At 54.4% G+C, this 23,660-nt stretch carries 20 protein-coding genes; 15 read left to right on the top strand and 5 right to left on the bottom strand.

Translation table 11 applies throughout. The features are described 5' to 3' along the window. Nucleotide 1: 1 nt before the first annotated feature. Entirely contained in the window at nt 2–2,074 is a 2,073-nt protein-coding gene (locus ACR0IO_RS15715; protein ID WP_480742536.1) for a hypothetical protein, read from the top strand. A gap of 370 nt (nt 2,075–2,444) precedes the next feature. Then, nucleotides 2,445–3,143, top strand: a complete 699-nt coding sequence (locus ACR0IO_RS15710; RefSeq protein WP_480742535.1) for a hypothetical protein — start codon at nt 2,445–2,447, stop codon at nt 3,141–3,143. A 76-nt stretch (nt 3,144–3,219) separates the two neighbouring features. Here ACR0IO_RS15710 and ACR0IO_RS15705 read toward each other — a convergent pair whose 3' ends face one another. Continuing rightward, entirely contained in the window at nt 3,220–4,980 is a 1,761-nt protein-coding gene (locus tag ACR0IO_RS15705; RefSeq protein WP_480742534.1) for an FkbM family methyltransferase, read from the bottom strand. Between the two features lie 174 nt (nt 4,981–5,154). Here ACR0IO_RS15705 and ACR0IO_RS15700 point away from each other — a divergent pair, with 174 nt between their 5' ends. Next, nucleotides 5,155–6,336: a GSCFA domain-containing protein gene (locus ACR0IO_RS15700; RefSeq protein ID WP_480742533.1), complete on the top strand. Its 1,182-nt coding sequence runs from the start codon at nt 5,155–5,157 to the stop codon at nt 6,334–6,336. Between the two features lie 10 nt (nt 6,337–6,346). Here the strand turns inward: ACR0IO_RS15700 and ACR0IO_RS15695 are convergent, their stop codons facing one another. Beyond that, nucleotides 6,347–7,084: a class I SAM-dependent methyltransferase gene (locus ACR0IO_RS15695; RefSeq protein ID WP_170334513.1), complete on the bottom strand. Its 738-nt coding sequence runs from the start codon at nt 7,082–7,084 to the stop codon at nt 6,347–6,349. 318 nt (nt 7,085–7,402) lie between these two features. Between ACR0IO_RS15695 and ACR0IO_RS15690 the strand changes: the two genes are divergently transcribed. The 11 genes from ACR0IO_RS15690 to ACR0IO_RS15640 all read left to right on the top strand — a co-directional run bounded on the left by ACR0IO_RS15690 (nt 7,403) and on the right by ACR0IO_RS15640 (nt 18,004). Then, nucleotides 7,403–7,546, top strand: a complete 144-nt coding sequence (locus ACR0IO_RS15690) for a DDE-type integrase/transposase/recombinase (RefSeq protein ID WP_480742532.1) — start codon at nt 7,403–7,405, stop codon at nt 7,544–7,546. A gap of 434 nt (nt 7,547–7,980) precedes the next feature. Continuing rightward, nucleotides 7,981–10,230 (top strand): TonB-dependent siderophore receptor, encoded by a 2,250-nt coding sequence (locus tag ACR0IO_RS15685; protein WP_480742531.1) that lies wholly within the window; start codon nt 7,981–7,983, stop codon nt 10,228–10,230. Nucleotides 10,231–10,289: 59 nt separating this feature from the next. Further along, nucleotides 10,290–11,276 carry an iron-siderophore ABC transporter substrate-binding protein gene (locus ACR0IO_RS15680; RefSeq protein WP_480742530.1) on the top strand — a complete coding sequence of 329 codons (987 nt, stop codon included), beginning with the start codon at nt 10,290–10,292 and terminating at the stop codon, nt 11,274–11,276. Nucleotide 11,277: 1 nt separating this feature from the next. Further along, complete coding sequence (locus tag ACR0IO_RS15675) at nt 11,278–12,309, top strand: FecCD family ABC transporter permease (protein WP_480742529.1); 1,032 nt, start codon at nt 11,278–11,280, stop codon at nt 12,307–12,309. Continuing rightward, nucleotides 12,306–13,316 (top strand): FecCD family ABC transporter permease, encoded by a 1,011-nt coding sequence (locus ACR0IO_RS15670; RefSeq protein ID WP_480742528.1) that lies wholly within the window; start codon nt 12,306–12,308, stop codon nt 13,314–13,316. Before ACR0IO_RS15675 ends, ACR0IO_RS15670 begins: the two co-directional genes overlap by 4 nt. A gap of 2 nt (nt 13,317–13,318) precedes the next feature. Beyond that, a complete protein-coding gene (locus ACR0IO_RS15665; RefSeq protein WP_480742527.1) occupies nt 13,319–14,101 on the top strand; it encodes an ABC transporter ATP-binding protein in 783 nt (260 codons plus the stop codon). Nucleotides 14,102–14,113: 12 nt separating this feature from the next. Beyond that, a complete protein-coding gene (locus tag ACR0IO_RS15660; RefSeq protein ID WP_480742526.1) occupies nt 14,114–15,175 on the top strand; it encodes a siderophore-interacting protein in 1,062 nt (353 codons plus the stop codon). Nucleotides 15,176–15,444: 269 nt separating this feature from the next. Then, complete coding sequence (locus ACR0IO_RS15655) at nt 15,445–16,398, top strand: MotA/TolQ/ExbB proton channel family protein (protein WP_480742525.1); 954 nt, start codon at nt 15,445–15,447, stop codon at nt 16,396–16,398. 4 nt (nt 16,399–16,402) lie between these two features. After that, nucleotides 16,403–16,774, top strand: coding sequence for an ExbD/TolR family protein (locus ACR0IO_RS15650; RefSeq protein ID WP_480742524.1), 372 nt, complete (start codon nt 16,403–16,405; stop codon nt 16,772–16,774). Nucleotides 16,775–16,838: 64 nt separating this feature from the next. Next, complete coding sequence (locus ACR0IO_RS15645) at nt 16,839–17,162, top strand: ExbD/TolR family protein (protein WP_480742587.1); 324 nt, start codon at nt 16,839–16,841, stop codon at nt 17,160–17,162. Next, the gene (locus tag ACR0IO_RS15640) at nt 17,159–18,004 is read left to right on the top strand and encodes a TonB family protein (RefSeq protein WP_480742523.1); all 846 of its coding nucleotides are present in this window, start codon (nt 17,159–17,161) and stop codon (nt 18,002–18,004) included. The genes ACR0IO_RS15645 and ACR0IO_RS15640 overlap by 4 nt, the downstream gene beginning before the upstream one ends. Nucleotides 18,005–18,101: 97 nt before the next feature. Here ACR0IO_RS15640 and ACR0IO_RS15635 read toward each other — a convergent pair whose 3' ends face one another. The 3 genes from ACR0IO_RS15635 to ACR0IO_RS15625 all read right to left on the bottom strand — a co-directional run bounded on the left by ACR0IO_RS15635 (nt 18,102) and on the right by ACR0IO_RS15625 (nt 22,387). Continuing rightward, entirely contained in the window at nt 18,102–20,282 is a 2,181-nt protein-coding gene (locus ACR0IO_RS15635; RefSeq protein WP_480742522.1) for a TonB-dependent receptor, read from the bottom strand. Nucleotides 20,283–20,306: 24 nt separating this feature from the next. Continuing rightward, nucleotides 20,307–21,611, bottom strand: coding sequence for an MFS transporter (locus ACR0IO_RS15630; RefSeq protein WP_480742521.1), 1,305 nt, complete (start codon nt 21,609–21,611; stop codon nt 20,307–20,309). A gap of 122 nt (nt 21,612–21,733) precedes the next feature. Next, nucleotides 21,734–22,387 (bottom strand): TetR/AcrR family transcriptional regulator, encoded by a 654-nt coding sequence (locus tag ACR0IO_RS15625; protein ID WP_480742520.1) that lies wholly within the window; start codon nt 22,385–22,387, stop codon nt 21,734–21,736. A 371-nt stretch (nt 22,388–22,758) separates the two neighbouring features. Here ACR0IO_RS15625 and ACR0IO_RS15620 point away from each other — a divergent pair, with 371 nt between their 5' ends. Further along, nucleotides 22,759–23,625 carry a helix-turn-helix domain-containing protein gene (locus ACR0IO_RS15620; RefSeq protein ID WP_480742518.1) on the top strand — a complete coding sequence of 289 codons (867 nt, stop codon included), beginning with the start codon at nt 22,759–22,761 and terminating at the stop codon, nt 23,623–23,625. Nucleotides 23,626–23,660: the final 35 nt, after the last annotated feature.

Genomic DNA, 23,660 nt, shown 5'->3' with positions numbered 1-23,660 from the left:
CATGGAGCACGCTCGGGAGAAGTCCCATGCCGATCTTATTGCAGTGCTGCAAACGGGCGAAGAGATCGCTATTGCCGGATATCGCATAGCGCTGACCCACCGAACTCCCAACCGTCTGGTTATCCAATTCCTGACCGAGAACGGAATGCCTTCCCTGACCGACGAACTTTGCGAGGAAGATGAGCTCAGTCAGATGCGCGTTGTCCGCACTAACGAAGCAACTTCGATTTCACCCGAGTTAATGGCTTTCTTCGAAACTCTGGCCGAAGGTTTGCTGGTTGATGACTTTAGTTCTCACACACTCTGCGCCGCGGAAGATGCATCTCACAGCTTGGTGGCATTGGGGAATTTCCTGCCGAATGCCACCCATTTATTTGTCGATCCGCCAGAAGATCTCGCTCCCGTGTCGCCCGGGGTGGACAGGGCGCGCGCAGCCAATCTTGCTCGGACCTATATCCTGTACGATCCGTTTCATGACCCACTAAAAGGGCTGTGGCAGGTTTATGATGAAAATCAGGTAACATATCTCAAGTGCTTTGGTTTCGGGGCCAGCTGTACGCCCGGCCTAAGGCGGAAAAAATTCCTGAAAGCAATCCTTCCAGGTTTGTTGCGAGGTGAGTTGCCCCCGGATCTGTTTTATGAACGTTTGCGAGGGCGCAAGGATTTTCCTTTTTACCGCAAAGGTATCGAAGCAGCGCTTGTCGCGCGCGGCCAAGTTGAACGTGCCTCGAGGTTCCGCCGTGCCTTCCAGAACCGGCGGAGCTATCTCACAAAACCAGAATTACCTTTTGAGAAGCTGGTGATGCGTGCAGAGGCTGAGCGTCCTCAAAAGGTGGGCGCCTGGATACGATCCAAGCCTTACAATCCAGAAACTGCGTGGCCTAGCGGAGGAGGAAACGTCTGGATGTTGGACGTGCGACCAGATTGCCTGCGCTATCTTTCCGACCGGTGGGAAAGAACAACCATCGGTTTTGAAGAACGCGATGGCGTGACACTGGCTCAGACACCTCCCACGGCATTGGGTTTCGTGGGATTTGGGGGCGATCTGCATGTCCCCCGAACTCTGGCGCGAAGATTCCGCTGGCATGTCGTGAACGAAAAACTGGATGGAACCGGAGCACCTTTCGGCCCCTTGGCTGAAGCAACACTAAGCAGTGAACGCCGCTATGAGAGTGGGGAAACTCTGTTTACCAATGTTGCCTTAAGCCAACCTCAGCCCGGTATAACTGCAGAGGATGCAGACCCGCACGCAGAACCCTACAGGTTGTTGCTGGAAAGGGTGAAGGTTGCTTGCGCTACGTTGAAGGGTTGGGAAAAGGGTCTGGTTATTGACCGCCTCCGCCTCGGACTGCTTCGCGGTGACATGACAATTTCCGAGTTGGATGCGGCAAGACACTACAGGCAAACCACCACCTCTTTGGTACGTGATCTGACACAGATAACCGGACAGTCCGCCGAACCTGTAATCGTTGTCACCCAAGGGGGTGGTTTCAAGGACACAGGGCGTGTTGAAGCATTGTTGTCCGAAGGTCGATTTGATTTGGACAATCCCGGTGTGAAATCGGTCGTTGCAACTCCGTCATATCCTTGGCCCCTTATGCCTGGTACACCAGCAACACCCAGCTCTGTGTCTGCTCTCATGATGGATGAACTTTGTGATCTAGCCGTTCAAGCTGTGCAAATGGGAAAACAATGGTTCTGCCCTTCTCTGCAGATCGCTCACTTGGAAGGACGCCAGATTCTTGCCGAGTTTTCATCAATGGACGGGTTGGTGCTGGAGAATGATGCACATGGGTTTCGTCTCGATGGCATGGCGCAGAATTTGCCGGCAATCATTGACGCCGAGGTAATTTCAGACCGTCACATCCGCCTAGTTTTAGAGGAAGAACCAGATGAGTCCGAACTAAGCCTTGCTTACGCATGGGGTCATGTGGGCAGTGAAGACCGCGAAAACCGCACAGCTAACCATGGTGCTTTGCGCGACCGGTGGCAAGCCGACAGCCGTGCAGTTTCTGGGCAAACATTGCATCGCTACGCCTTGTCTGGCCGGGTGCCTCTGTTACGGAAAGAGTGAAACGCGTGCTTCTTTTTTCGAACTTCGCATCTGCTCAAAAACGCGCTAGCAATTGTCGTGTTCACTGTTGATTACGCATAAAGCACTTGTCAGAGACAAACAGTGCCCCCTGTAGTTTGAAGGCGAAGAGTAGAACTCAAACATGAACCACGAACGTAACCGAAAATGGCGCGACAATTTTCAAGAAGCCGCAGGAGAGAATGGGTTCTTTGAGGAGTTGAGTCATGAACATCGGGCATTGTTCGTTCAAAAGGGAAAAGTGCTTGTTGTCGCATTCGAAAATCTCGATGACGCACGGCAGGACCCTGACAATCGTCTGCCCTGGGGAATGGATTTCATAACATCCCGGGGATGGTCTGCATTAGGGATCATGGCCCATGGCCACACTTGGTATCGTGACCCCGCTATAGCCACATTTTTCGACGGACTTCGAGACAAAGGTTTCTTCAAACAATTCGAGCGGGTGGTATATTACGGGGTGTCCATGGGTGGGTATGCCGCCACCGCCTACGCCGCTTCTTGTCCTGGCGCAGATGTTTTGGCTGTGAATCCACAAGCCACGTTAAGCCGCAAAGTTACTCTGGGCTGGGAAACCCGTTTTAAGCCCGCATGGAGGCGCGATTATGAAGGCGCTTACGGCTATGGGCCGGATGGTGTGCGTCAAGCCCGTAAGGTTCGCTTGTTCTATGATCCGACAATTGCAGCGGATGCCTTGCACGTCGCCTTATACCAAGGGTCGAACACAGAAAAATACTTGTGCCGTCACCACGGTCACGGGATGCTGACCACGTGGCGGCACATGGGAGTGTTGAGCAAGATCATCACCGGTTGCATTGAAGACAGCTTGACGCAACAAGAGATTTACGCCCTCCTAACCGCGCGCAAGAGCAGCGCTTTTTATCAGAAACGCATGTTGAACCATCTGCTGAAACGTGGGCGGCCGTATTGGACAGCGCAGTATTGCAACGCCGTTCTCGAAGCCTGCAAACCACAGAAGCGTCCTAAGTTTCTACGCGCCAGAAACGAGGCAAATGCTGTGCTGATCAAACAGGGAAAAAAACCTGTTTGAGGAAGCATATTGGGCCTGATTGGTATGCCCTCGTTTCACCCAGCTTCCATTACTTTGGCTTCCTGTATCTGTTTGATCAATCCGACCCTTGATCAGCGAAATAGTTTTCACGAATCCAATCGCGAACTTCAGAGATAGCTGGCTCGTTCTCGATTGACCTGATCCGTTCCCGATGCACGTCAATCGAGGCCCGATGTAAATCCAGGAGTTTCTTGTCCGATATTAACGCATCCCACTCTTTGCGGGCCCGAGGCAGCAGCCTATCAATGTGTCCATAAAAATTACCACCAAGAGACCGCTTACGATAATAATGATGATCCGTGCTTCGCCGGTTATCGGCAACACTCCCACGCCACTGTTTCATCAGGTAAGATTCCGCGCTGCGCAATGGATGGTGATCCAATTGGACCAAATCATAGCGACCGCGCCTGTCGATGCCGTTTTCGTGGTTAACAACAAAGTCCTCAGGAACCGGATTACCCGATCCATCCAGCCAAACCAATTGATCAAATGAGCCCGCGAATATCCCTGGTCGATGTACTGGCCAGGTTTCAAAATTATCGGCGCCATGAATGATCGACTTAACCCCCCGCCGGGCCTGCCAATGACCCGGCTTGTCAGTTTCGTGCTCCCGGAACATCTCGGTGAGCCAGCCGTCTTTTAATTCCCAGTTCCCGCTGCTCGAAAAATTCAGTTCCGAGATCGAAAGAACATGAAAAGGCCCCGCTGCATTCAACAGATCGGTCACCGTTCCGTCGCCGACCTTAATATTGATGAACTCATCAACATCCGTCTGAATTACATAATCCGCCCTTCGCACTTGAGGCATGTCCATCGCAAATTTCATGGCGAGAGGTTGAAAGTACGTTGACTTGGCTGCCTTGGCCGGATTGGGCAGATGGGTCACGACACCCAACTCATCCAACCGATCCAATAGAAGGTCAGTTCCGTCCGAACAGTCATTAGAAAATACCACGAAATTCTGAATTCCTATCGAACGATGAAAGGCCAGCCACTCCAACAGGAATGGGCCTTCATTTCGCATGCAGGTCGGAATGATGAACTGAGGGTTGTCGTGATTATGTACCGGGCTGGATGGACCTCGTGTCAAAAACCTTGGCACTTGTTTGACGGGCATTCTCGAAAACACCCAAACACTTCCCGAGCGGTACTCGTCTTCGGCACGGAACCCGAGGTCATCAAAGAACTTCAGAACCTTGCGCTGCCCTTCAACTCCGTAGACCAGCGGATGCAGTTCGATGATAACTGTTCGAACGTTATCCAACGTCAACCCATCAAAAATCTCGAGTTCTCCGCCTTCAATATCGGCGATGATCACGGTTGGGTCGATCTCTTCGATCAAATCGTTCATGGCAAAAGCGGTCATGGGAACCACTTCTTTGTATGGGCGCGAATCCGGCTCCATACTGGAAGACCAAAAATGACCCCGCAAATAGAACGGAACTTGTTCTGCCGCTACCCTTGACGCTATCCCATGGCGTAGTTCGACCGTGTCTATTCCATTGATTTTGTGTGTTTCTTGAATAACTTCCAGCAGTTCAGGATTGGCCTCTACTGACACAATCCTTTCGATGCCTTCGATCTTGGAGACCGCACTGGCGACAAGACCTATACCTGCCCCAAGATCGAGAACCCTGTCACCCTTACGTATGAATTTTCGTGCAGCAGCGCATTCGCCGACTTCGTAGTTTCCAAGCCTCATCTGCCTTTCGATGCGAGGGGTCACGATGTTCTTACAAAGAGGTAGCTTTATACCCTGAACCTCAATCAGCTCATCGTAGCTCAGATCATTCATACTACAGAAATTCCCATGCAAAGTTTCCGCCTCTGTATACTATCTGTTTTGGTTTGAATTCTACACCTTGCTGCCCGTCTGAAGATCATTGTTGCTATTTTCTGAAGTTACCAATTGTTGCGCTGAACTTGCCTCGGAAACTCATTTCAGGCACCTTGGGCAGGTGGTTTTTTTCGGCGATCAGGGCGTGTCTGGATGACTAAAAAGGCAATTTCTCACAACTTCCAGTCCACGACGAAAGATGGCCCCGAGTTCCGAACCTGGTTTCGGGGCGAACATACAAACTTCAACCCGACAGCCCTACAAATGGTCGATGAAGAAGCCGTAGAGACCTTTGTTTTAAAGGGGTGGCAACCAGATACTCCGTGTATAACCCCGGAAACCCAGATAACGGCTTTCGGTTCTTGTTTTGCGGCGAATATCTCAAATTGGCTGTCAAAGCGGAATTTTCGGGTTCTGACCCAGGGCGAAGAGGCCAAGCGTGCCTATGTAGTTAGTTGCGGCGAAGGGATGGTTAACTCGTTCGTAATTCGCCAACAGTTTGAATGGGCTTGGCAAAACAAGGTTTTCTCGCAGGTTCTTTGGCATGGGTACAAGGCAGAAGAATATGGCTATGACCCTGTGGCACAGGCGCAAACCAAAGAGCTGTTTGACAAAACAGACGTCTTCATCCTGACCTTCGGGTTGAGTGAAGTTTGGTACGACGAGCCCACGGGCAATGTCTTTTGGCGCACGATCCCTAAGAACGTTTATGATCCATCCCGCCACAAGTTCCGGGTCGCGAGCGTGGAGGAAAATCGCCAGAATATTGACGCGATCTACCAGTTGATCCGCAAGCATCGTCCAGATGCGAAAGTAATCGTAACCTTGTCACCGATACCGCTGATCGCAACCTTTCGCGACAATTCCTGTATAACCTCGAATTCAGTTTCCAAGGCATCGCTGCGTGTTGCCATTGATGAGGTGGTGCGCGCGCATAAAGCAGAAGGCAAACTGTTTTACTGGCCTTCCTATGAACTGGTCACGGATGTCTTCAAGATGCCGTACAAATCCGATCGCAGGCATCCGCACATTCCAGTACTGGACTATATCATGACGCGGTTCGAGCACAGTTGGTGCGTATCATCGGAACAGGACCCGCCGCCATCACTTGATGAGGCCTGGGTCAAAGCTTGTGCCGCCGCCGGGCTGTTACCCGCTCAACTGGATGGAATAGTGTCCGGGAAACGGCCGTACCGCATGCGGCAACTGATCAACGGTGGAGAGCGCCTCGATCGTGATGATAAGGTGCATTCAGGCAAAATCGCCATGTTGAAACGATTGCTGTTCCGCTGGGATGCCGAACGAAAAGCTGGCGCGCTTCAGTCAGACCAATAAGTCCTATTCCTCAACCCTGCCACTTTTCCATATAGTCCGTTTGATACGCGACCCCTTTCCCTTCTGTGTCGAATGGTTTTCGAACCGCATAACACATCATAATTGGGGAGTTCTGAGGTAGCTTTCCCTTGAGGCGTGGGCGTACGCCTGTGACGTTGGGATTGGTCGTGGTTACCACTCTGTCAGAGAAATTTGGCAGCAGGGGCTGAAGGATAAGGCTCAACAGTTCATAACCCATGGCTTTTTCCCAAAACCCGTACACCATTTCGGGATTGATCTGATAAAATGAGTGATTGATCCAGTTATTGCACGGCGAATGCGCGATCAGGACACCACCCTTTTTCAGCATTTTATGGATATTGCGATAGGCCGTAGGCAACTCAAAAATGTGCTCACACGTACCGCCGTCATAGATCACGTCAAAGCGTTCGTGCAAGGCAGGGTCCAGCTCTGCGCCTAGATCCTGTATGATGCTGGCATTTTCAAATTCAGAAAAGTCCAGAGAGTCGACCTGGTCGTATCCAAGCGCTTTGAAAAACTGCTCGGAATAGGCATCGTTCGGATTTTTCAGGTCCTCTTCAGATTTTCCGGGCAAATAGGTGCCAATCGTATCTGCCAGCAACTTGGCTGCCTTACCCTTGCGCGTCCCAATCCAACGCTGCCGCCCGAGCATGAGAAAGTGACCACCCAAGTTGTTGTTCTTGGTAACTTCGATCAATCGCGCAGCCAGCGTATCGGGTATAGCCATGATAATTAAGCCTGAGTTAGTTAGTTGAACAGCACCAATGCACAATCATGCTGCGGGTCGTGGGTTTACGGGTAACGTCTCTGGCCCGCTGTGCACAAGTTGTTTCTAGGGGCAGGACCCATTGATATCGGCTGAGCTGCACGATTCAGGATGTGCCTCAAGCTTTGGGATCTTTTTGACGAACATGCGCATTCTGACATCTGCTCTTGTTGAAAGACTGCCAATCCCCAAGGCTGCACTTCTGTAAACTACGCGTCGCTGATCGCAGCTCGAGTACAATTGATGAAAAGTCCAGCACAGAATTCCCTGTAAATTAATGTGACTTACCTGCGTGCACGCGGCGGGTGTATGTATATGTATCGCGTGGTCGACAAAGCAGGAAATACCCGGGACGTCATGTTATCTGAGCGGAGCGATAGCCCAACCGAGACAAGGTTCTTTTTCAAATGGCATTACAGGTAAAATCATAATCGGCCCGAGAGCGCGAATGCAGCTGGTATTCGAGAAGTAAACAAGATCCTGAAGCAGTTCGGTTGCTCAGCAAAAGGATGGATTCTGATCACTCTGTATTTTGCGACACAGCCACTTGGCAAGAGCCCTGCCCAGGCCAGCTGCAGCATTTCTGTCTCAGTGCATTGTCCCTTACGTCAACTATAACGAGAAACGCCTCACGTAAACTTGACAAAATCACTCTACAATTTTACGCCGCTGCCAGAGCGTGCATTGCATGCTAAGAAGCAAGGCCAAGTCACCGCCTCGGCGACACAAAGTCCAGCCAAAAAATGTGGGACAGCGAACCCGGGCAGAGGTGAAAACACCCAAGCCAGACCGGGAAAGCTTTTGTGTTTTGAACACATAATGCGCCGGCGTCGCCTGTCGGCGCCTGGAGACGGAATATGTCAACACGAAGCAAGGTTCTGGCAGCAGGGCCACTTGTGGTAACAGTAGGTTTGGCCGCGCAACCGCTGCAGGCTCAGACCGCAACAGACGAAGTCGTGCTGGAGCCAATCACCATCGAGGGTGGTCAGACCAGCGCACTGGATAACGTCGAAGGCTATGCGGCAGAGGCAGCTGTCAGCGCAACGCGCGGGCTTCTGGCAGACGTTGCAACAACACCGCGCGCGATTAGCGTCATCACCCCTCAGCAGATCGACGACCAAGGTGCAACCACCATTGAAGAAGCGATCTCATATACACCCGGTGTAACCGCACAGACATTTGGCGTAGACGGTCGCTTCGACCAATTTGCCATTCGGGGTTTCGAAGTCCAGAATTCAAACAGCTATCGCGATGGCATGCCACTGCGCCTTTATGGGTTTGCAGGTTGGCGGACAGAAACCTTTGGTCTTGAACGGATCGAGGTTTTGCGCGGTGCAATCTCTAGCCTTTATGGGGCAAGTCAGCCCGGCGGGCTGGTCAACTCGATCACCAAACGTCCCAAATTTGAAAACAGCACTGAGCTTATGGCGCGTGCTTCGGCCTATGGCGGTGTCGAGCTTGGCGTCGATATCAATGCGGCTGCATCTGATGAACTGGCATATCGCTTTGTATTCCTGGGTGGGGAAACAGGCACCCAATATGACGAAACAGACCAGAGCCGCCTTTACTTTGCACCATCCGTTACCTGGAAACCGACGGACGCAACCAATCTGACGGTCTTTGCACAGTACCAGAAAGACAAGGTGCCGGATTCATACATCCTGGTTCCGCAATACGGGTCGCAATTGCCGAACCCCGTGCGCCACTACGGCAACGATTTCTATTCGAACAATCCTAGCCGCAACGATATAGAAACGACCCAGAATTACATTGGTTATGAATTCGATCATGCATTCGGCGATGGTTTCACCTTCCGGTCGCGCGCGCGGTATGCCGACAACGACTGGACCAACAACACCGGTTATGCTGCGGCCTTCTTTTCGTCAGCGATCCTTGTTGGTCGCCCGCCGGTTCCGAATGCGATTGACGCAGCGGTTTTGGTCAACTTCGATGTCGACAACAAAGCCAAGCAGGCGACATTCGACAACGCGATCTCGAAAGACTTCTCGTTTGGCAACGTGAATGCAACCATCATCGGTGGTCTGGACTACTATCAAAGTGACTATGACGGGACACAATCATACGCGTTTGGTGGCGTTAATCTGTTCCAAAACAACTCGATTATCACACCTCCGGGTATTCCAACCGGTACTTTGGTCACCAATTCGATTTCCCAAAACATCAAGCAAACAGGCCTGTATCTGCTTGGTAATTTTGAAATCGGAAGCAACCTGATTGTTGATGCGGGCCTGCGCCACGACTGGGTTGATATCAGCGGGACAGCCAGCACCGTGTCACCGCTGCCATTCGTTCCCAATACGACCACCGATCTGGACAACAAGCGGAACTTTACCAGCGGGAATCTGGCTGCGTCCTACAACCTTGATAACGGGTTGAGCTTCTACGGCTCGCTGGCGCGATCGTTTAACCTGCCTCCGGCTGGTGTCGATGTCGCGGGCAAGCAATTGGATGTCGAGCAAGCAAATTCCTGGGAGGTTGGTACGAAATTCCGTCCACTCGGCACCAACTCGCTGTTGTCGGTCGCGTACTTCGACATCACCAAGAAGAACACACCTCAGGCCGTTGCCGGACGTCCCGGAGCGTTTGAGCAGGTTGGCGAAGTCAAGTCGAAAGGGATCGAAGTCGAAGCAAACTATGCGTTCGGAAATGGCCTGTCGATTTTGGGTGCGTACAACTACATCGACGCAAAAATCACCAAGAACGCGACCAACCAAGGCAACCGCCTGGCACGGATTCCAGAACATTCTGCCTCGTTGTGGCTGGCCTATGAGGTTGCTCAGGCACCCGGTTTGCGTCTGGGACTGGGCGCGCGCTATACCGGCGAGCGTTTCTCGGACAACGCCAATACAGCCGCTTTCAAAGTCGGCGGCGTGACGGTTTATGACGCCTCCTTGACCTATGAAAAGAACGGTTGGGTGACAACGCTGGCAGCCCGCAACCTCGCGAACAAGGAATACGTAAGCTACTGCCAGATCGACAACACCGGCATTCTCGCGCTGTTCCCCGCGATCAATGCGTCGCAGGCAGGCGGGTGCGCCTATGGCGCAGGTCGCTCGGTCGAGCTGACACTAAGCCGCCGCTTCTAACTTTATCCCAACCCGGGCGGACATGATGCCGCCCGGGTCCTTCTTTCAAAGGTCCAAAGATGCTGCGAAAACTGTTGACCTGTATTGTATTGGCACTCTGGCCCGTCGGGTCGAGTGCTGATTCATTTCCGGTTGAAATCGATCATAAGTACGGAACGACCAGGATCGAAAGCGAACCGAAGAAGATCGTATCGCTCAGCTTTATCGGCCATGACTTTCTGCTTGCTTTGGGGCTCAAACCCTATGCGCTGCGAAAGTGGTACGGGACCGACCCCTATGGTGTCTGGGCCTGGGGACACGAAGCCCTTGGCGATGCGCAACCCATAGTCATGCAGGGCGAAATCAATATTGAGCAGATCGCCGCCATGAAACCCGACCTGATCATGGGTCAATGGTCGGGCATGACTGAACGCGACTATTCGCTGTTATCGCAGATCGCGCCAACCGTTCCGCCTGCTGCCGGGTATGGCGACCACGGCATGTCATGGCAGGAGATGCATCGCACCGTGGGGCTGGCGACTGGAAAATCTGCAGAGGCCGAGGCCCAGATCACTCGCCTGCAGGATCGGTTCCAGGAAATCCGTGACGCGCATCCAGAGTGGCAGGGTGCCTCCTCGGTCATGGTTTGGGCGGGCCAAGCAGGCGCATACACAAACCAGGACATTCGCGGGAAGTTTCTCGAGGACCTCGGGTTTGTTGTACCAGAAGTTGTGAACAACCGCGGGGCGCTGGACATATCATACGTCCTGATCCCGGCTGAAGACCTGTCACCGATCGATGTTGATGCGCTGGTGTGGATCGACGGCGGCAGTTCTGCATCGGCCCTGAACCGCATGCCACTGCGCCCAACCATGCGCGCCTACAAAGAGGGGCGCGAGGTTTACTCTGATCCGCTGCTGTCAGCAGCACTCTCGCATTCCAGCCCGCTGAGTCTGGATTACGCACTGGATAAACTCGTCCCGCTGCTTGAGGCCGCGATGGATGGTGACTCGGCAACCGTGGTTCCGTCCTCGCGCGATGCAGGCATTTTACCTGAGGAGTTCTGAGATGACGGCGCATACGACTTCCGTTCCCTCGGAAGCCCCCAACACCGACGCCCGAGGCATGTGGCTTGGCTTGTCGGTGTTGGGGCTGATTGTTTTGTCCGTATTTGCCCTGCGTTTTGGCCTGAGGCCGATAAGCTGGGGCAGCATCTGGTCAGCCTTCGCCGCATTTGAACCCCTGAACCCCGATCAGATCGTACTCCGCGAGATCCGGGCTCCAAGGCTGGTCGGAGCCGTTCTGGCCGGGTCCTCTCTGGGAATGGCCGGAGCGCTCATGCAGGGCATGACACGCAATCCGCTGGCGGACCCGGGTTTCTTGGGCGTGAATGCCGGTGCCTCTATGGGTGTCGTGCTCTGTGTTTTGGTGTTGGGCATCACAGATCCCGCCGCCTTTGTCTGGGTTGCACTCGGTGGTGCATTCATCGCTTCTCTTTTGGTGTTTTTGCTGGGTGGCGGCAATCAGGCGAACCCTGCACGACTCATCCTCGCAGGTGCTGCAGTTTCCGCATTGTTTCTGGCACTCAGCCGATCACTCCTCTTAGTCAGTCAGCAAGCGCTGGACGTGTACCGCTTCTGGGTTTTAGGCGGTTTCGACGGCATCGACTTTGGAACAATCACCGCTCTGTTGCCCTTCTTTGCGGTCGGCATCGTCCTGTCGCTGCTGGCAAGCTTTGTTCTGAATGCCCTGATGTTGGGAACGGATACCGCACGCAGCCTGGGCGTCCGGGTCGGCCTGGCCCAAATCCTGATCGGACTGGCAATCGTCATCCTGTGTGGCGCGACAGTTTCAATGGCCGGTCCAATTGCCTTTGTTGGCCTGATTGTCCCTCACATCGCACGCTGGATCGCAGGCGCTGATATGCGCTGGATGTTGGTGTTTTCCGCCAGCATCGGAGCCATGTTGATGGTCGCCGCTGACCTGCTGGGGCGGCTTCCCCTGTTTGGAGGCAACATGCAAGCCGGTGTCATGTCGGCCCTGATCGGCGGCCCGGTACTGATCTGGCTGGTGCGCCGCAACGGAGTTCGCAAGCTATGATCCTTCGTCTGCCTTTCCTGTCGATGCACCTGTCAGCACGTGCAATCACTGTTAGCCTCTGCCTGATTTCAATGTTGGTCGTCGCGCTTCTTTCTGCGCTTCACCTCGGAGCTTATCCCCTCAACATCTCGCAGATCGGCCAAGCCGTACTTGGTCATGCCGAGGGAATTCAGCGGATGATTGTTCTGGATCACCGGTTGCCCAGAATCCTGACCGCAATAGGAGCCGGAGCGGCGTTTGGTATGGCTGGATCAATGTTTCAAACCATGCTGCGCAACCCGTTGGCTTCGCCTGACGTGATCGGGTTCAGCGCCGGGGCCAGCTGTGGTGCTCTGCTGGCCATAATCCTGACAGGCGGATTTGTTCTGTTTGGTGCTTTGATAGGCGGTGTCGTTACCGCGCTGGTGGTGATCGGTCTTGCGTGGAAAGACGGCCTGCACCCCTATCGGCTGATCCTCGTTGGGATCGGGGCCAGTCTGACCCTCTCAGCCGGGGCTGATCTTCTCATGACCAAGCTGGACGCCCTAACCGCCGCCGAAATGGCAAAGTGGTTGGTCGGGTCACTTAACGCACGCAATTGGGCGGATGTTCAGCTGATTTGGGTCGGGTTGGCCGTCCTTTTGCCCCTCTCGCTTTGGCTGCAATTCCCTCTGACCCGGCTGTCGATGGCGGATGATATTGCAAATGGGCTGGGCGTTGCGCTGTCCCCTATGCGTCTTGCGATCACCGCGACAGCCGTCGCATTAGTGGCGCTTGCCGTCAGTGTTGCCGGGCCGCTACCGTTTGTGGCTTTTGTGTCCGGCCCGATCTCCAGACGCCTTGTGCGCCAGGGTAAGCCAGCGCTGCTACAAGCCGCAATTGTCGGTGCGCTGGTGACTTTGCTGGCCGATATGGCGGCCCGCTCGGTTCCACTTGTTCACCTGCCCACCGGCGTTTTCACCGCCATCATCGGCGCGCCCGTCCTGATGTGGCTGCTGCTCGTCCAATTCAAAAAAGGGACACTTTAGACATGACCCAGCTTTGTCGCCTTTCGGCACGAGACATATCAGTTTCATTCGGCAAAACACCTGTGCTGAAAGAACTGCACACTGACATACCAGACGGCAAGTTGACCGTGATTGTCGGACCTAATGCCTGTGGAAAGTCCACGCTCCTGCGGTCATTGGCCCGGCTGCAGCCGGTCAACAAGGGGCAGGTCGTTCTGGATGGCAAAGCCATTCACAAGCAGAACAGCCGATCCGTGGCACGGCGTCTGGCAATCCTGCCGCAGATGCCCACCGCGCCCGAAGGGTTGCTTGTCCGCGACTTGGTTATTCGGGGACGCACCCCGCACCAATCCGCGCTTAAGCAATGGTCGCACGAGGACGCGACTGCTGTTGAGACCGCGCTGGAGCAAACCGGCATGGCGCACAATGCTGGTCGACCACTCGAGTCCCTCTCTGGTGGTCAAAGACAACGGGCATGGATCGCGATGGCATTGGCGCAGGATACCGACATCCTGCTGCTGGACGAGCCAACGACCTATCTCGACCTGCCGCACCAAATCGAACTGCTGACTTTGGTACAGAAACTCAACCGCGAGACGGGGCGAACCGTGGCAATGGTTCTGCATGACATCAACCTTGCCGCCCGGTTCGCCGATCACATCATCGCGTTGAAAGATGGCCGAGTACATCGCGCAGGATCTCCGGCAGAGGTGATCACCGAGGCGAATATGGACAGCGTCTTTGCCCTGCCGTGCACCGTGATCGCCGATCCCGTTCACGGCTCACCCCATGTCATTCCGGCCTGAGAGGAGATTCCTATGACAATCCGGCCCGACTTTTCACTGAATGCCGAAACACATATTGCAGAACTGGACTTCAACGCCATGCGGCAGATCATGCTGCACGAGGCGAAAGAACACGATCTGCCCGTTCTCGAAAACGAGGACACGCGGGTGACGCTGGAAACCCCGTTCGGCTGCTACAGTATTGCGGCTGCCAAAGGCGGTGTCACATTCAAAGTGACTGCAGCCAAGCAAGATTGGTTGTTCATGCTCAAAGAGCAACTGGTCGAACACCTGGCCCATTTCCTACCCGGCGTTGAAGAGAAAATTCGTTGGTCTGATGCGGATCAAGCTGGGGGTCTGCCACCCAATTTCCACTTTGCGACGGTTCAGGCCGTCACGCCGGTTGGCACGTCTTTTATCCGGGTCCGGGTCAAAGCCCGCGGATTGTCCAGTTTTAAGGATGACGCCATCCACTTTCGCATCGTTCTGCCGCCCAAAGAATCCGAAGATGTCGAATGGCCTTACGTCTCCGAAAGCGGCGCAACGGTATGGCCAAAGGGTGACAAAGCCCTGCATCGCCCAGTCTATACGACGCGCTGGATCGACCATGCACAGGGGCTGATGGATTTCGACGTATTCGTCCACGAAGGTGGTCGCGTGACGGAATGGGCCCGGAGTGTTGAGCTTGGCGCGCAGGTCGCTGTTGTGGGGCCAGGAGGTGGAGGGATTCCCGAAACAAATCGAATTCTGATGTTCGCTGACGAAACCGCCTTGCCCGCGATGGCGCGTATTCTTGAGGCTCTGCCTGCAGACACGTTAGGGCATGTAACAGCACTTACAGAAAACGGAGCCAACTGCGCCTATTCGCTGACGGCACAACCGGGTGTGTCTGTCACCTGGCTGGATCGGAACGACGAACACAGCCTGGCGGATATTGCCCTGACCGCCATGGAAGAGTTTCCGGAGCACTTTTTGTGGTTTGCCTGCGAAAAAGCCGATGTCCAACGGGTACGGGCAAAATACAAGGCAAGGAATGGCGATTCAGCACGTGCCTATATCGCCGCTTATTGGAGCCAGCCGGGCACCACAGACTGAGCCACTTGAGCGGCAAGTGGCCACTGAGGCAATTGGAATTTACCAATGTTGACAAAATCATACGGGAATTCTACGGAATTATAAACCGGGTCTGCAGACCCGAGCCAGATTGCGCTTTCATGTACCGCAATTCAGCCAACTCACAGAAAACTCGATTGAAGCCGGCGGAATCTTGGTCCCTCGGCGTCTTGTGCTGACATCCGGGGTGATCTCGCCAGTCTCAGGTGACTCCGCCACCCCGAAACACACTTCGGCCTACTGGAGCCACCATGAAAACCAACTCGATCATACTGGCTGCTTTCCTCGCCATTCCCGTAGCAGGTTTTGCCCAAAGCACAGCCGCACCGACAACGCCAGAACTTCCGAGTTCGCTGCAAGCTCCGCCCCCGGTAGCGGCAAATCCTCAAGACACACCCGAAGGCGATGCGCCTGCACCGTTGGCTGGCAATCCAGCATCGGCATTGGAAGAACTACCTGCGGATACCGCTCTTGAAACCGACACTTTAGAGGCTGACTCAGGTATCCAAAGTGCGCAGGCTCAAATCCCTCAGGAGGCAGACATTTGGCTGACTGCGCAGAATGCATCCGGCAAGGCAGCAGAATTCCTCAAGAACGGTGGACCGTCGATCTGGGCAATAGCCGCCCTGTCGGTTGTTACTCTGGCGCTGATACTGTGGAAGATCTGGCGTCTGGCCCTGATCGGGGCGTGGTCGCGTGGAAAAGCCGGGCAAGCAGTTGCGAAATTCGAAGCCGGCGACACCGAAGGCGCTTTGTCCACTGTCAGCGGCCGCAAAGGCATTCGCTCGAAAGTGGTGGCCCATGCCATCCGTTCGATCCGCAAACTGTCGGAAGACCGCGCAAGAGAAGAAACCGCCCGGGTCGCCAAGCGTGAGATTGCACAGGCAGGAACTGGCCTTCGGGCCCTGGAGCTGATCGCGACCATTGCGCCACTGCTGGGTCTTCTCGGAACCGTTCTGGGCATGATTGCTGCGTTTCAAGCTCTTCAGCAGGCTGGAAACCGCGCCGACCCTGCCCTGTTGGCCGGCGGCATCTGGGAAGCGCTTTTGACAACGGCTGCAGGTATGGCAGTTGCAATTCCCGCATCGGCAGCACTTACGTGGTTTGAGGCCGTGATCGACCGCATTCGTCGAGATGTCGAGGATGGAGCAACCCGGTTGTTTGTTTCCCAACAACCCGAAGAGATCAGGCTGGCGGCGGAGTAGACGCATGCAATTCGCACCGCCAGCCAGAACCCGGCGCAAACCAAGTCTCACGCCGATGATCGATGTGGTGTTTCTGCTGCTGGTCTTTTTCATGCTGGCATCGCGGTTCGGCGCGGACGCCATGCTACCGTTGCCGTTGGTTGGCTCAGGCGGTGAATACACCGGCCCACCGCGCTTGATCGATGTATACCCGGATCGCATAACGCTTAACGGCATAGAAACCAACGACATTGCCCAGTCGCTTGCACCGCTGATGCAATCTCCGTCCGATATGCTGGTGCTGCGCGGCAAGGACAGTGCAACCCTGCAACGTATTGTTACGGTGACCGAAAACCTGCGGCAAGCCGGGTATGTTTCAGTGGTTTTAGTCGAGTGACATGATGGACTTTTCACCACCCACGACCAGACAGCGATCTGAATCCATCGTTCCAATGATCAACGTGGTTTTCTTGCTGCTCATCTTTTTTTTGATGACCTCGAACCTGGCCAAACCCGAACCATTCGAAGTTACCCCGCCCCATGCCGGTTCTGAAACGGAACCGCAGGTCGAACGCATCCTGTATGTCGACAAGTCTGGAAAAATCTCATTTGAGGGGCTTGAGGCCGAGGCGGCTCTGCAAGCACTCGTGAGCATCAGCGAGGCGGATCCGATCATTCAACTCCGTGCGGATGCCGAGCTGGAAGCGAGTGTACTGGCCAAATTGTTGAGAGACCTCACGTCCGCTGGTCTGAGCCGCGTCGAATTGATTGTGACTTCGCAATGAAACATACGCTGGAGATCATTGCATTTGTCGCCCTCGCCCTGATGGTGCATGTGCTGGCCTTTGCGCAGAGACCAGAGTCCAGCCAGCAATCCGGCGGTAACGGTGGTGAAGCCATAGTTTCCATAAAGGCCGCCGCGGCCACTGTCGCTGAGATGGTCGAAACCTGGGAGCGTCCGCCTGTCACGGTGCCGGAAATTCAAACACCACTGACTGCACCAAGGGAACCGACCTCGTTGGCGACCACCATTCCGCAAATAGATACAAGCCCGGCCGCTCGTCCAGAAATGCGATTGGCGGCACCGCCACCAGACAGCCTGAATGATTTCAATCCGGACGCGATCCAACCGCCGCCCCTGCCCCCAATACCTGAACCCGAAATCAAGGTATCATCTGACACGCGGCCAAAGCCCCGACCGCCAGAGGCCAAGCCTGAGCAAGCCCAGAAAGCCAAGACAACATCATCCGGTCGAAAAAAAGAGGTGGCAGCCGGGTCGGGCGGAGCGGCGCAGGCAGGGACAGGAAGCGCCAACGCGACTACCGGCAACCCGGGCCAGAACGCGAAGCTGCAGGCTGTATGGGGCGCGAAAATCCGGGCGCGTATCGACCGGAGCAAGCGCATTCCGCGCGGAACCAAAGCCAGCGGTGGTGTAACCATCGAGCTGCACGTATCACGCGATGGAAAGCTGTTAAGCCATGGCATCCGAAAATCTTCAGGCATCGCGGCCTTGGATGACGCTGCCCTGAAGGCAGTAACCCGTGCTGGGCGGTTCCCGAAAGCGCCTAATAACCTGCAGGGTAACAAATTTAGTTTTTCCGTTTTGATCAGGCTAGAACCACGCTGAACGACAATCACCGTGAAGCTACGACAGCTTCGTATAGAAAACAGCCGCCGTAAGAATACGGCGGCTGTATCGATTTAGATGGTGCAGAGCCGTCAGGTCAGAAAGTCACCGAGTATCCTGCCCAGAACCTGCGCCCCTCGGCCGCCACAGGAATATCCTGACCGGTCAGTGGGTTTGTGCGAACCGAGCTGGCTGTCGGGTTCAACTGATTGGTGTCGAACAGATTGTCGACAGCAAAGCTGAATTCGCCCAGACCAATCTGTTTCGCCAGACGCGCGTTGACCGTGGTTGTATCTTCGACAAGGGTGTAACCCTTGTTATCCCGCTTGCCGGTGTAGACGATCTCCCCCGCCACACGCAGGCCATTGTCAAAGACGTAATCACCATACAGCGTTGCTTTGACCGGTGCTGCAATACGGTTGTTGGGCAGCCAGCTGTCCACTTCGCCGTCGTTGTTGCTGTCGAAACGACCTTCGGTGAAGGATGCAGACAGTCCGACATTGAAGGCCGCATTCACTTGGTAGTCCGCGATGATCTCTCCGCCCCAGGTTTCCTCTTTCTGCTGCGTGATGGCGTTGGTGGCCGAATTAAACACCGTGCCCTCGTCCGATGTGGCGAAAAATGCCGACGCTTCGATACGGAACGCGCCACCGGTATGACGGGCCCCGATCTCATAGGTGTCGACAATCTGAGCCTCGGGTCCGATCGCAGCATAGGATACGGTCTGACCAGGAACGAGAGGGTTGGATGCCATCGCACGACGGGTAAACGCGCCTACGTCCGGCAGAGAGAAACCCTGAGAGAAACCAGCGAATATCTCAGTACTCGGAGTCAGATGATAGACACCGCCGAAGTTAAAGACCGTCGCGTCGTAGTCAAAGTTTCCGCCTGTGACGTTTACCGCTGGCAATGGGCGCGCACCCGCTGGCGTCAACTGGACAACATCAGGACGAACGAAATTCTGAACCGACAGGTCGAAGCGTTCATAGCGAACACCCCCCGACAGATTGAACCTTTCACCAAGCGGAATGTCCAACTGGGCAAAGGCGGCAATGCTGCGTTGATCCATTGGGGCAATGACTTCGGTCCCATCCAGCAATGCCTGATTGACATCGTCCTTGCCGATATCAACGCCCCAGGTCAGTTTTGCTCCGGACGCAACCTGACTCAGATCGCTGCGCACTGTGGTGCGAATACCATAAGTGGTTGTATCCAGACGGGTTTGCGCGTTGGGATTTTGCCGTGGGTTAGTAGGGGAAACCGGATAGTACAGCGGGTTGGCAACACCAGCAGGTACAAAAGCCGCGGTTCGTTTATTGTCGGTGTAGTAGCCCTGAATCTCAAGCTCACCGATTGCCAGATCGGAATTCAGATAGCGTAGCGTCAAAGCCTGTGTTTCATCCTTGATCGGCTGCCCGGTATAGGGTTGAGCCGTATCAACGCTGACCGGATCAGTCAGATAATCAGTGAAGAAATCCGGTGTCTGTTTGAAGCGGTTAGCATCAAAGCGCAGGTCGAACCGATGCGAGCCCACTTCGTAATCAGCAGCCAGTCCCAGCGAGTAGATATCACTGTTATCCCCACCGCCTTGACCCACAAGCGGGTCCGACGGGAGCTGTCGCCCTGCCCCGTCAAAACGATCACCGATGCTTTCAGCACTCAATTCAAGCCGCAGGCCGATATTGTCGACACGCTGATCATGAGCGGCAAAGATCTCGTATCCCAACGAGTCTGATACGCTTTCTCCCTGTGCCGACAATCGGGTAAAGACTGTTGTTTGGGTGGCATCACCTGCTCGCTTGGTCACGATATTGATCGTACCGCCAGTAGCACCATTCCCGTATTGGGCATTCGATCCTTTGACGATCTCAATCCGTTCGACTGAATTGACATCAACCAAAGCCAGTTCGCGGTCGAAGCCCCGCAGTTCACTTGTACGCGCTACCCCATCAATCAGAATCTGGATGTTTCGCCCACGCAGCGTCTGGCTGGCCCCGGACACCGTGCCATTCGAAACGCTGAGACCGGGCACGAAATCCGACAATATCTGCTCGAGGGACTCACCCAGCAGGATACGCTGTTCGATATCGTTTGATGTAATGACCTGAACCGTCCCCGGAATAGTCGAGGTGTCGGCATTGCTGCGATAAGCTGAGATTGTGATTGGCTCGAGCGTCAACAGATCTTCTTCGGTTGCGCTGTCTTGCGCGAAGACTGGTGAAGCACTGAGCAAAGCGGTAAGGGCCGCGCTGGTTCGCAGCACGCGTTTCTGTCCCATCAGATTGTTCCTTTTGTGTGTGTGTTAGTTCGGTGAGGGCACCCGGGTGGAAGAGTGATCCTGGGTGGGTGCGACCTGCCTGATCTGTGATTTCGAAAGAAGAACGAGGGCGATAGCCCCAGTGACGAATGACAACGCACAAGCGAGCCAGAAGACAAAAGCGTATCCGAAGGCCTGTGCCGCGACCCCTGCGGCCATTGAACCGATCATGTAGACAAGCAGGTTGGCGCTCGAGAGTATGGTAAAGTCCGTTCCCGCCTGTGACAGCGACGAAACGCGCATGAACACGGTGAACAGGCCCACAATTTCCATATAACGGCTGAACGTGTTCAGCATGGACAGGCCTATCAGCGCTTCGTACGGTAAACCGTACAAAGCGGCAGTTCCGTATAGCGCGAAGATCAATGTGCGACCTGCAATCAACGCCGCGAAGAATGGTGCCAGCCCTAGGCGCTTGATCACGACCATGCCTAGATAGGCGCCCATCAGGCCCACGGCAGCAGCGGACCCGCCGGATATCAAGCCGATCAGGGACAGGGATAGGCCCGCGTCAACCAAAAAAGACTGCTCCAACGCCTTTATCAGCCCCTCAGGCAGCCTGAATACCAGTGCAAATGCAAAAACCGCTAAAGCACCGGGTCGCGTGAAAAAATGGCGCAACCCGGGTTTCTGCTTTTCGCTTCCATCTTCTCGTTTTCCCAGTGCCTCTGGAACTATCACTGAAACCAATACTGCCGCGAAAGAAAGCGCACCTGCGGTCAGGACCGCAGTTTGCCACCCGACGATGTCATACAGGAACAAGGTGCCGGATCCGCCAATCAAAACACCTGCGGCAACCGCACCGCTTTGAATGGCGTTTCCGCCCGACTGATATCGCGGGGGCAGATGCTCGACCGCATATCCGTCGGTTGCAATATCCTGCGTCGCCGAGGCAAACGCAGTTGTCAGTAAAAGCGGAAAGAACAGGCTGATGTCCCGAACCGGGTCAAACTGCGACAAGGCGATAATCGTCAGCAGAACGATTGACTGAGTGCCTATGATAACCCCCTTGCGCCCGATCCCCCGATAGCGCGACAGGCGGTCGATCAACGGTGCCCAAAGGGGTTTGATAACCCAGGGAAGCATCAGAATCCCCAACCCACCGATCAAGGACAGGTCCACCCCGCGAGCCCGGAGGATCGGCGGTAACGCAGCGGCGACAAGATAAATCGGGATAGCCTGAGCCACGTAAAGCCCCACAAGCGTCAACCACACACGCGCATCAAGGCGGTCCGGCGTCGGCGACTGGACCGTCTGGTTCGTTAGGAAAATCGTATTTAACCTGGACATTACTGACCGAACGCCTTGCTTGCAGGTGAAAACCGCGGCGAAACTAGACAGAATTACTCAGGTTTACAAGAAAAATGAGCTGTGGCTCATATTTTTGAATAAACGATTGTTTTATATGATAATTACGATCTCTTCTTGCCGTCTAATTCTGGGAAATCGAAGACCAGCATCAACATTCGCTTACACCAACCCAGAATCCGCGTGCGGTTTGGCGAGTCGTCAGTCATGGCCAATACCTGCAAACAGGCTATGGTGATCTGGTTCTGTAACAGAGCCAGCTCCTGCCCAAGCGCGGCGGGCGGGTGGCCGCTGATTTTCGCATGCAGCCCAACAATACGCTCAAGGATCTGCTGCAAATGTTGCGCCTCCAATTCGGCCAATTCGCGCGAACTGCCCATGGCTCGGCGCAATTGCCAATGCCCGCGCGAGTTAATTTCGGGATGGCCGGCCAGTGCCACAAGAATTGCGTCGATGCATTCTTCTTTGGACAACCCGTCCTGAAGCGCCTGCCCGGCCTCATCCAGCGCATTTAGCGTCTGAGCAAGCCAATGTTTGAACAGTTCATAAAAAATGGCCTCTTTGTTGGGAAAGAACTGATAGAGACTGCCGATGCTAATATTTGCGCGGGCTGCGATCGCATTGGTGGTCACCCGGTCTGCAGGCCCTTCTTTTAACAAAGTCAGAGTCGTTTCCAGAATGGTCTCGACCTTTTTTTGTGACCGCAGTTGTTGAGCTGCTTTGCGCGGGGAAACAGAGGAATTCTGGGAATCTGGCATGATCTCAGCTAAAGAACGAATTTTGCTCAATTTTTGTAGCAGAGCGCGTTTCTTTCGGCCACAGCAATGAGCTTCTGTAGCGGTTGAATTCCCGGATTGTCCGGTTGTGCGCAGGTTCTTTTTGCAGCATCAAGTCGGAAACAAAATACAATCATGCTTTGTTCGAGGGACATGCAGTCTTGCCTAATGGAACATGCCGCATCGACCTGGGATTGACACCGCCACCGCATTAAGTCCCTATTCTGATCACGATTTGAGCCAGTCAACAGAATGGCGGGTCTGACCCTGCATAGAACGTGAAACCAGCTTCAAACTAACAAACGGCTCTGTCTAGGAATCGTGGGTCTGAAGTAACTGGTAATGTTCAGAAAATGAAACCGAGCTCGAATTCCCAAGTTGCCCAGAAATCAGTGCACCTGGATGGAAGGTTGGGCATATTCTCAGCCCGTGGAGATTTGGTAAGCGATATACAAACTCATCAACCGATCGAAGATGGTTTGAAACTGGTGGTCACTAATGTCGAAATGCAGCTTCGAGCGAATTTCCGGGACCCGGTTGTTATCCAACAACCTACGGTTCTAACCATTCTAAGTGACGGTGAACACGAGCGAGATCAGACAGCGTATGCCGGAACGAAACGATGTGATGTAGCATTGACGCTGGATCGCGAACTTGTCCAGCAAGAATTAGGCCAATCACCCGAAGAACTTCTGCACCAAACAGACAAAGCCCCTTTAGTCATCAAGTCAATGCCCGCCGATACAGCTATCAGGGCGATGGTCACGCAGTTGCTGACAATACCGGGTTCCAAGTCAGCAAACATGCTCAGAATGGCAACGGGCTTGAATCTGGCCGCCACAGTCCTTGGTAAGATTTCGGATGGCTCACACCGAAAGGAGCCTCAGCTGAAGTCGATCGACCTTGAGCGAATTAAGCACGCTCAGGACTTGATGCAGGCCGACTTCGTAGCTACGCCAGATATGCGGGAACTGGCACGGAAATGCGGAACAAACCCCGCTAAATTCAGCCGCGATTTTCGGAGCGTCACTGGCTTGTCACCGCACGCTTGGCTGCAGGAGCAAAAACTGACATCCGCATGGCGCATGCTGGCCAATCGCTCCTGTACAGTTGCAGAGGCAGCTCATGCGGTCGGGTATACTCCAACACATTTTTCCACCCTGTTCAGCCGCAGATTCAACGTGAATCCGGGCAGCCTGATGCGCGGCACCGCGGATTGATACAATCACGAAAGCTTTTGATTCAATCGCGTAAT

Source organism: Ruegeria sp. CE12 (genome assembly GCF_056537525.1).
This window is presented reverse-complemented; position numbering and strand designations above follow the sequence as displayed.

Bases quoted from the DNA above. Each gene is read 5' to 3' on its own strand.
- ACR0IO_RS15715 (WP_480742536.1), top strand. From the start codon at position 2: ATGGAGCACGCTCGGGAGAAGTCCCATGCCGATCTTATTGCAGTGCTG.
- ACR0IO_RS15710 (WP_480742535.1), top strand. From the start codon at position 2,445: ATGGCCCATGGCCACACTTGGTATCGTGACCCCGCTATAGCCACATTT.
- ACR0IO_RS15700 (WP_480742533.1), top strand. From the start codon at position 5,155: ATGACTAAAAAGGCAATTTCTCACAACTTCCAGTCCACGACGAAAGAT.
- ACR0IO_RS15695 (WP_170334513.1), bottom strand. From the start codon at position 7,084: ATGGCTATACCCGATACGCTGGCTGCGCGATTGATCGAAGTTACCAAG.
- ACR0IO_RS15685 (WP_480742531.1), top strand. From the start codon at position 7,981: ATGTCAACACGAAGCAAGGTTCTGGCAGCAGGGCCACTTGTGGTAACA.
- ACR0IO_RS15680 (WP_480742530.1), top strand. From the start codon at position 10,290: ATGCTGCGAAAACTGTTGACCTGTATTGTATTGGCACTCTGGCCCGTC.
- ACR0IO_RS15675 (WP_480742529.1), top strand. From the start codon at position 11,278: ATGACGGCGCATACGACTTCCGTTCCCTCGGAAGCCCCCAACACCGAC.
- ACR0IO_RS15670 (WP_480742528.1), top strand. From the start codon at position 12,306: ATGATCCTTCGTCTGCCTTTCCTGTCGATGCACCTGTCAGCACGTGCA.
- ACR0IO_RS15665 (WP_480742527.1), top strand. From the start codon at position 13,319: ATGACCCAGCTTTGTCGCCTTTCGGCACGAGACATATCAGTTTCATTC.
- ACR0IO_RS15660 (WP_480742526.1), top strand. From the start codon at position 14,114: ATGACAATCCGGCCCGACTTTTCACTGAATGCCGAAACACATATTGCA.
- ACR0IO_RS15655 (WP_480742525.1), top strand. From the start codon at position 15,445: ATGAAAACCAACTCGATCATACTGGCTGCTTTCCTCGCCATTCCCGTA.
- ACR0IO_RS15650 (WP_480742524.1), top strand. From the start codon at position 16,403: ATGCAATTCGCACCGCCAGCCAGAACCCGGCGCAAACCAAGTCTCACG.
- ACR0IO_RS15640 (WP_480742523.1), top strand. From the start codon at position 17,159: ATGAAACATACGCTGGAGATCATTGCATTTGTCGCCCTCGCCCTGATG.
- ACR0IO_RS15635 (WP_480742522.1), bottom strand. From the start codon at position 20,282: ATGGGACAGAAACGCGTGCTGCGAACCAGCGCGGCCCTTACCGCTTTG.
- ACR0IO_RS15630 (WP_480742521.1), bottom strand. From the start codon at position 21,611: ATGTCCAGGTTAAATACGATTTTCCTAACGAACCAGACGGTCCAGTCG.
- ACR0IO_RS15625 (WP_480742520.1), bottom strand. From the start codon at position 22,387: ATGCCAGATTCCCAGAATTCCTCTGTTTCCCCGCGCAAAGCAGCTCAA.
- ACR0IO_RS15620 (WP_480742518.1), top strand. From the start codon at position 22,759: ATGAAACCGAGCTCGAATTCCCAAGTTGCCCAGAAATCAGTGCACCTG.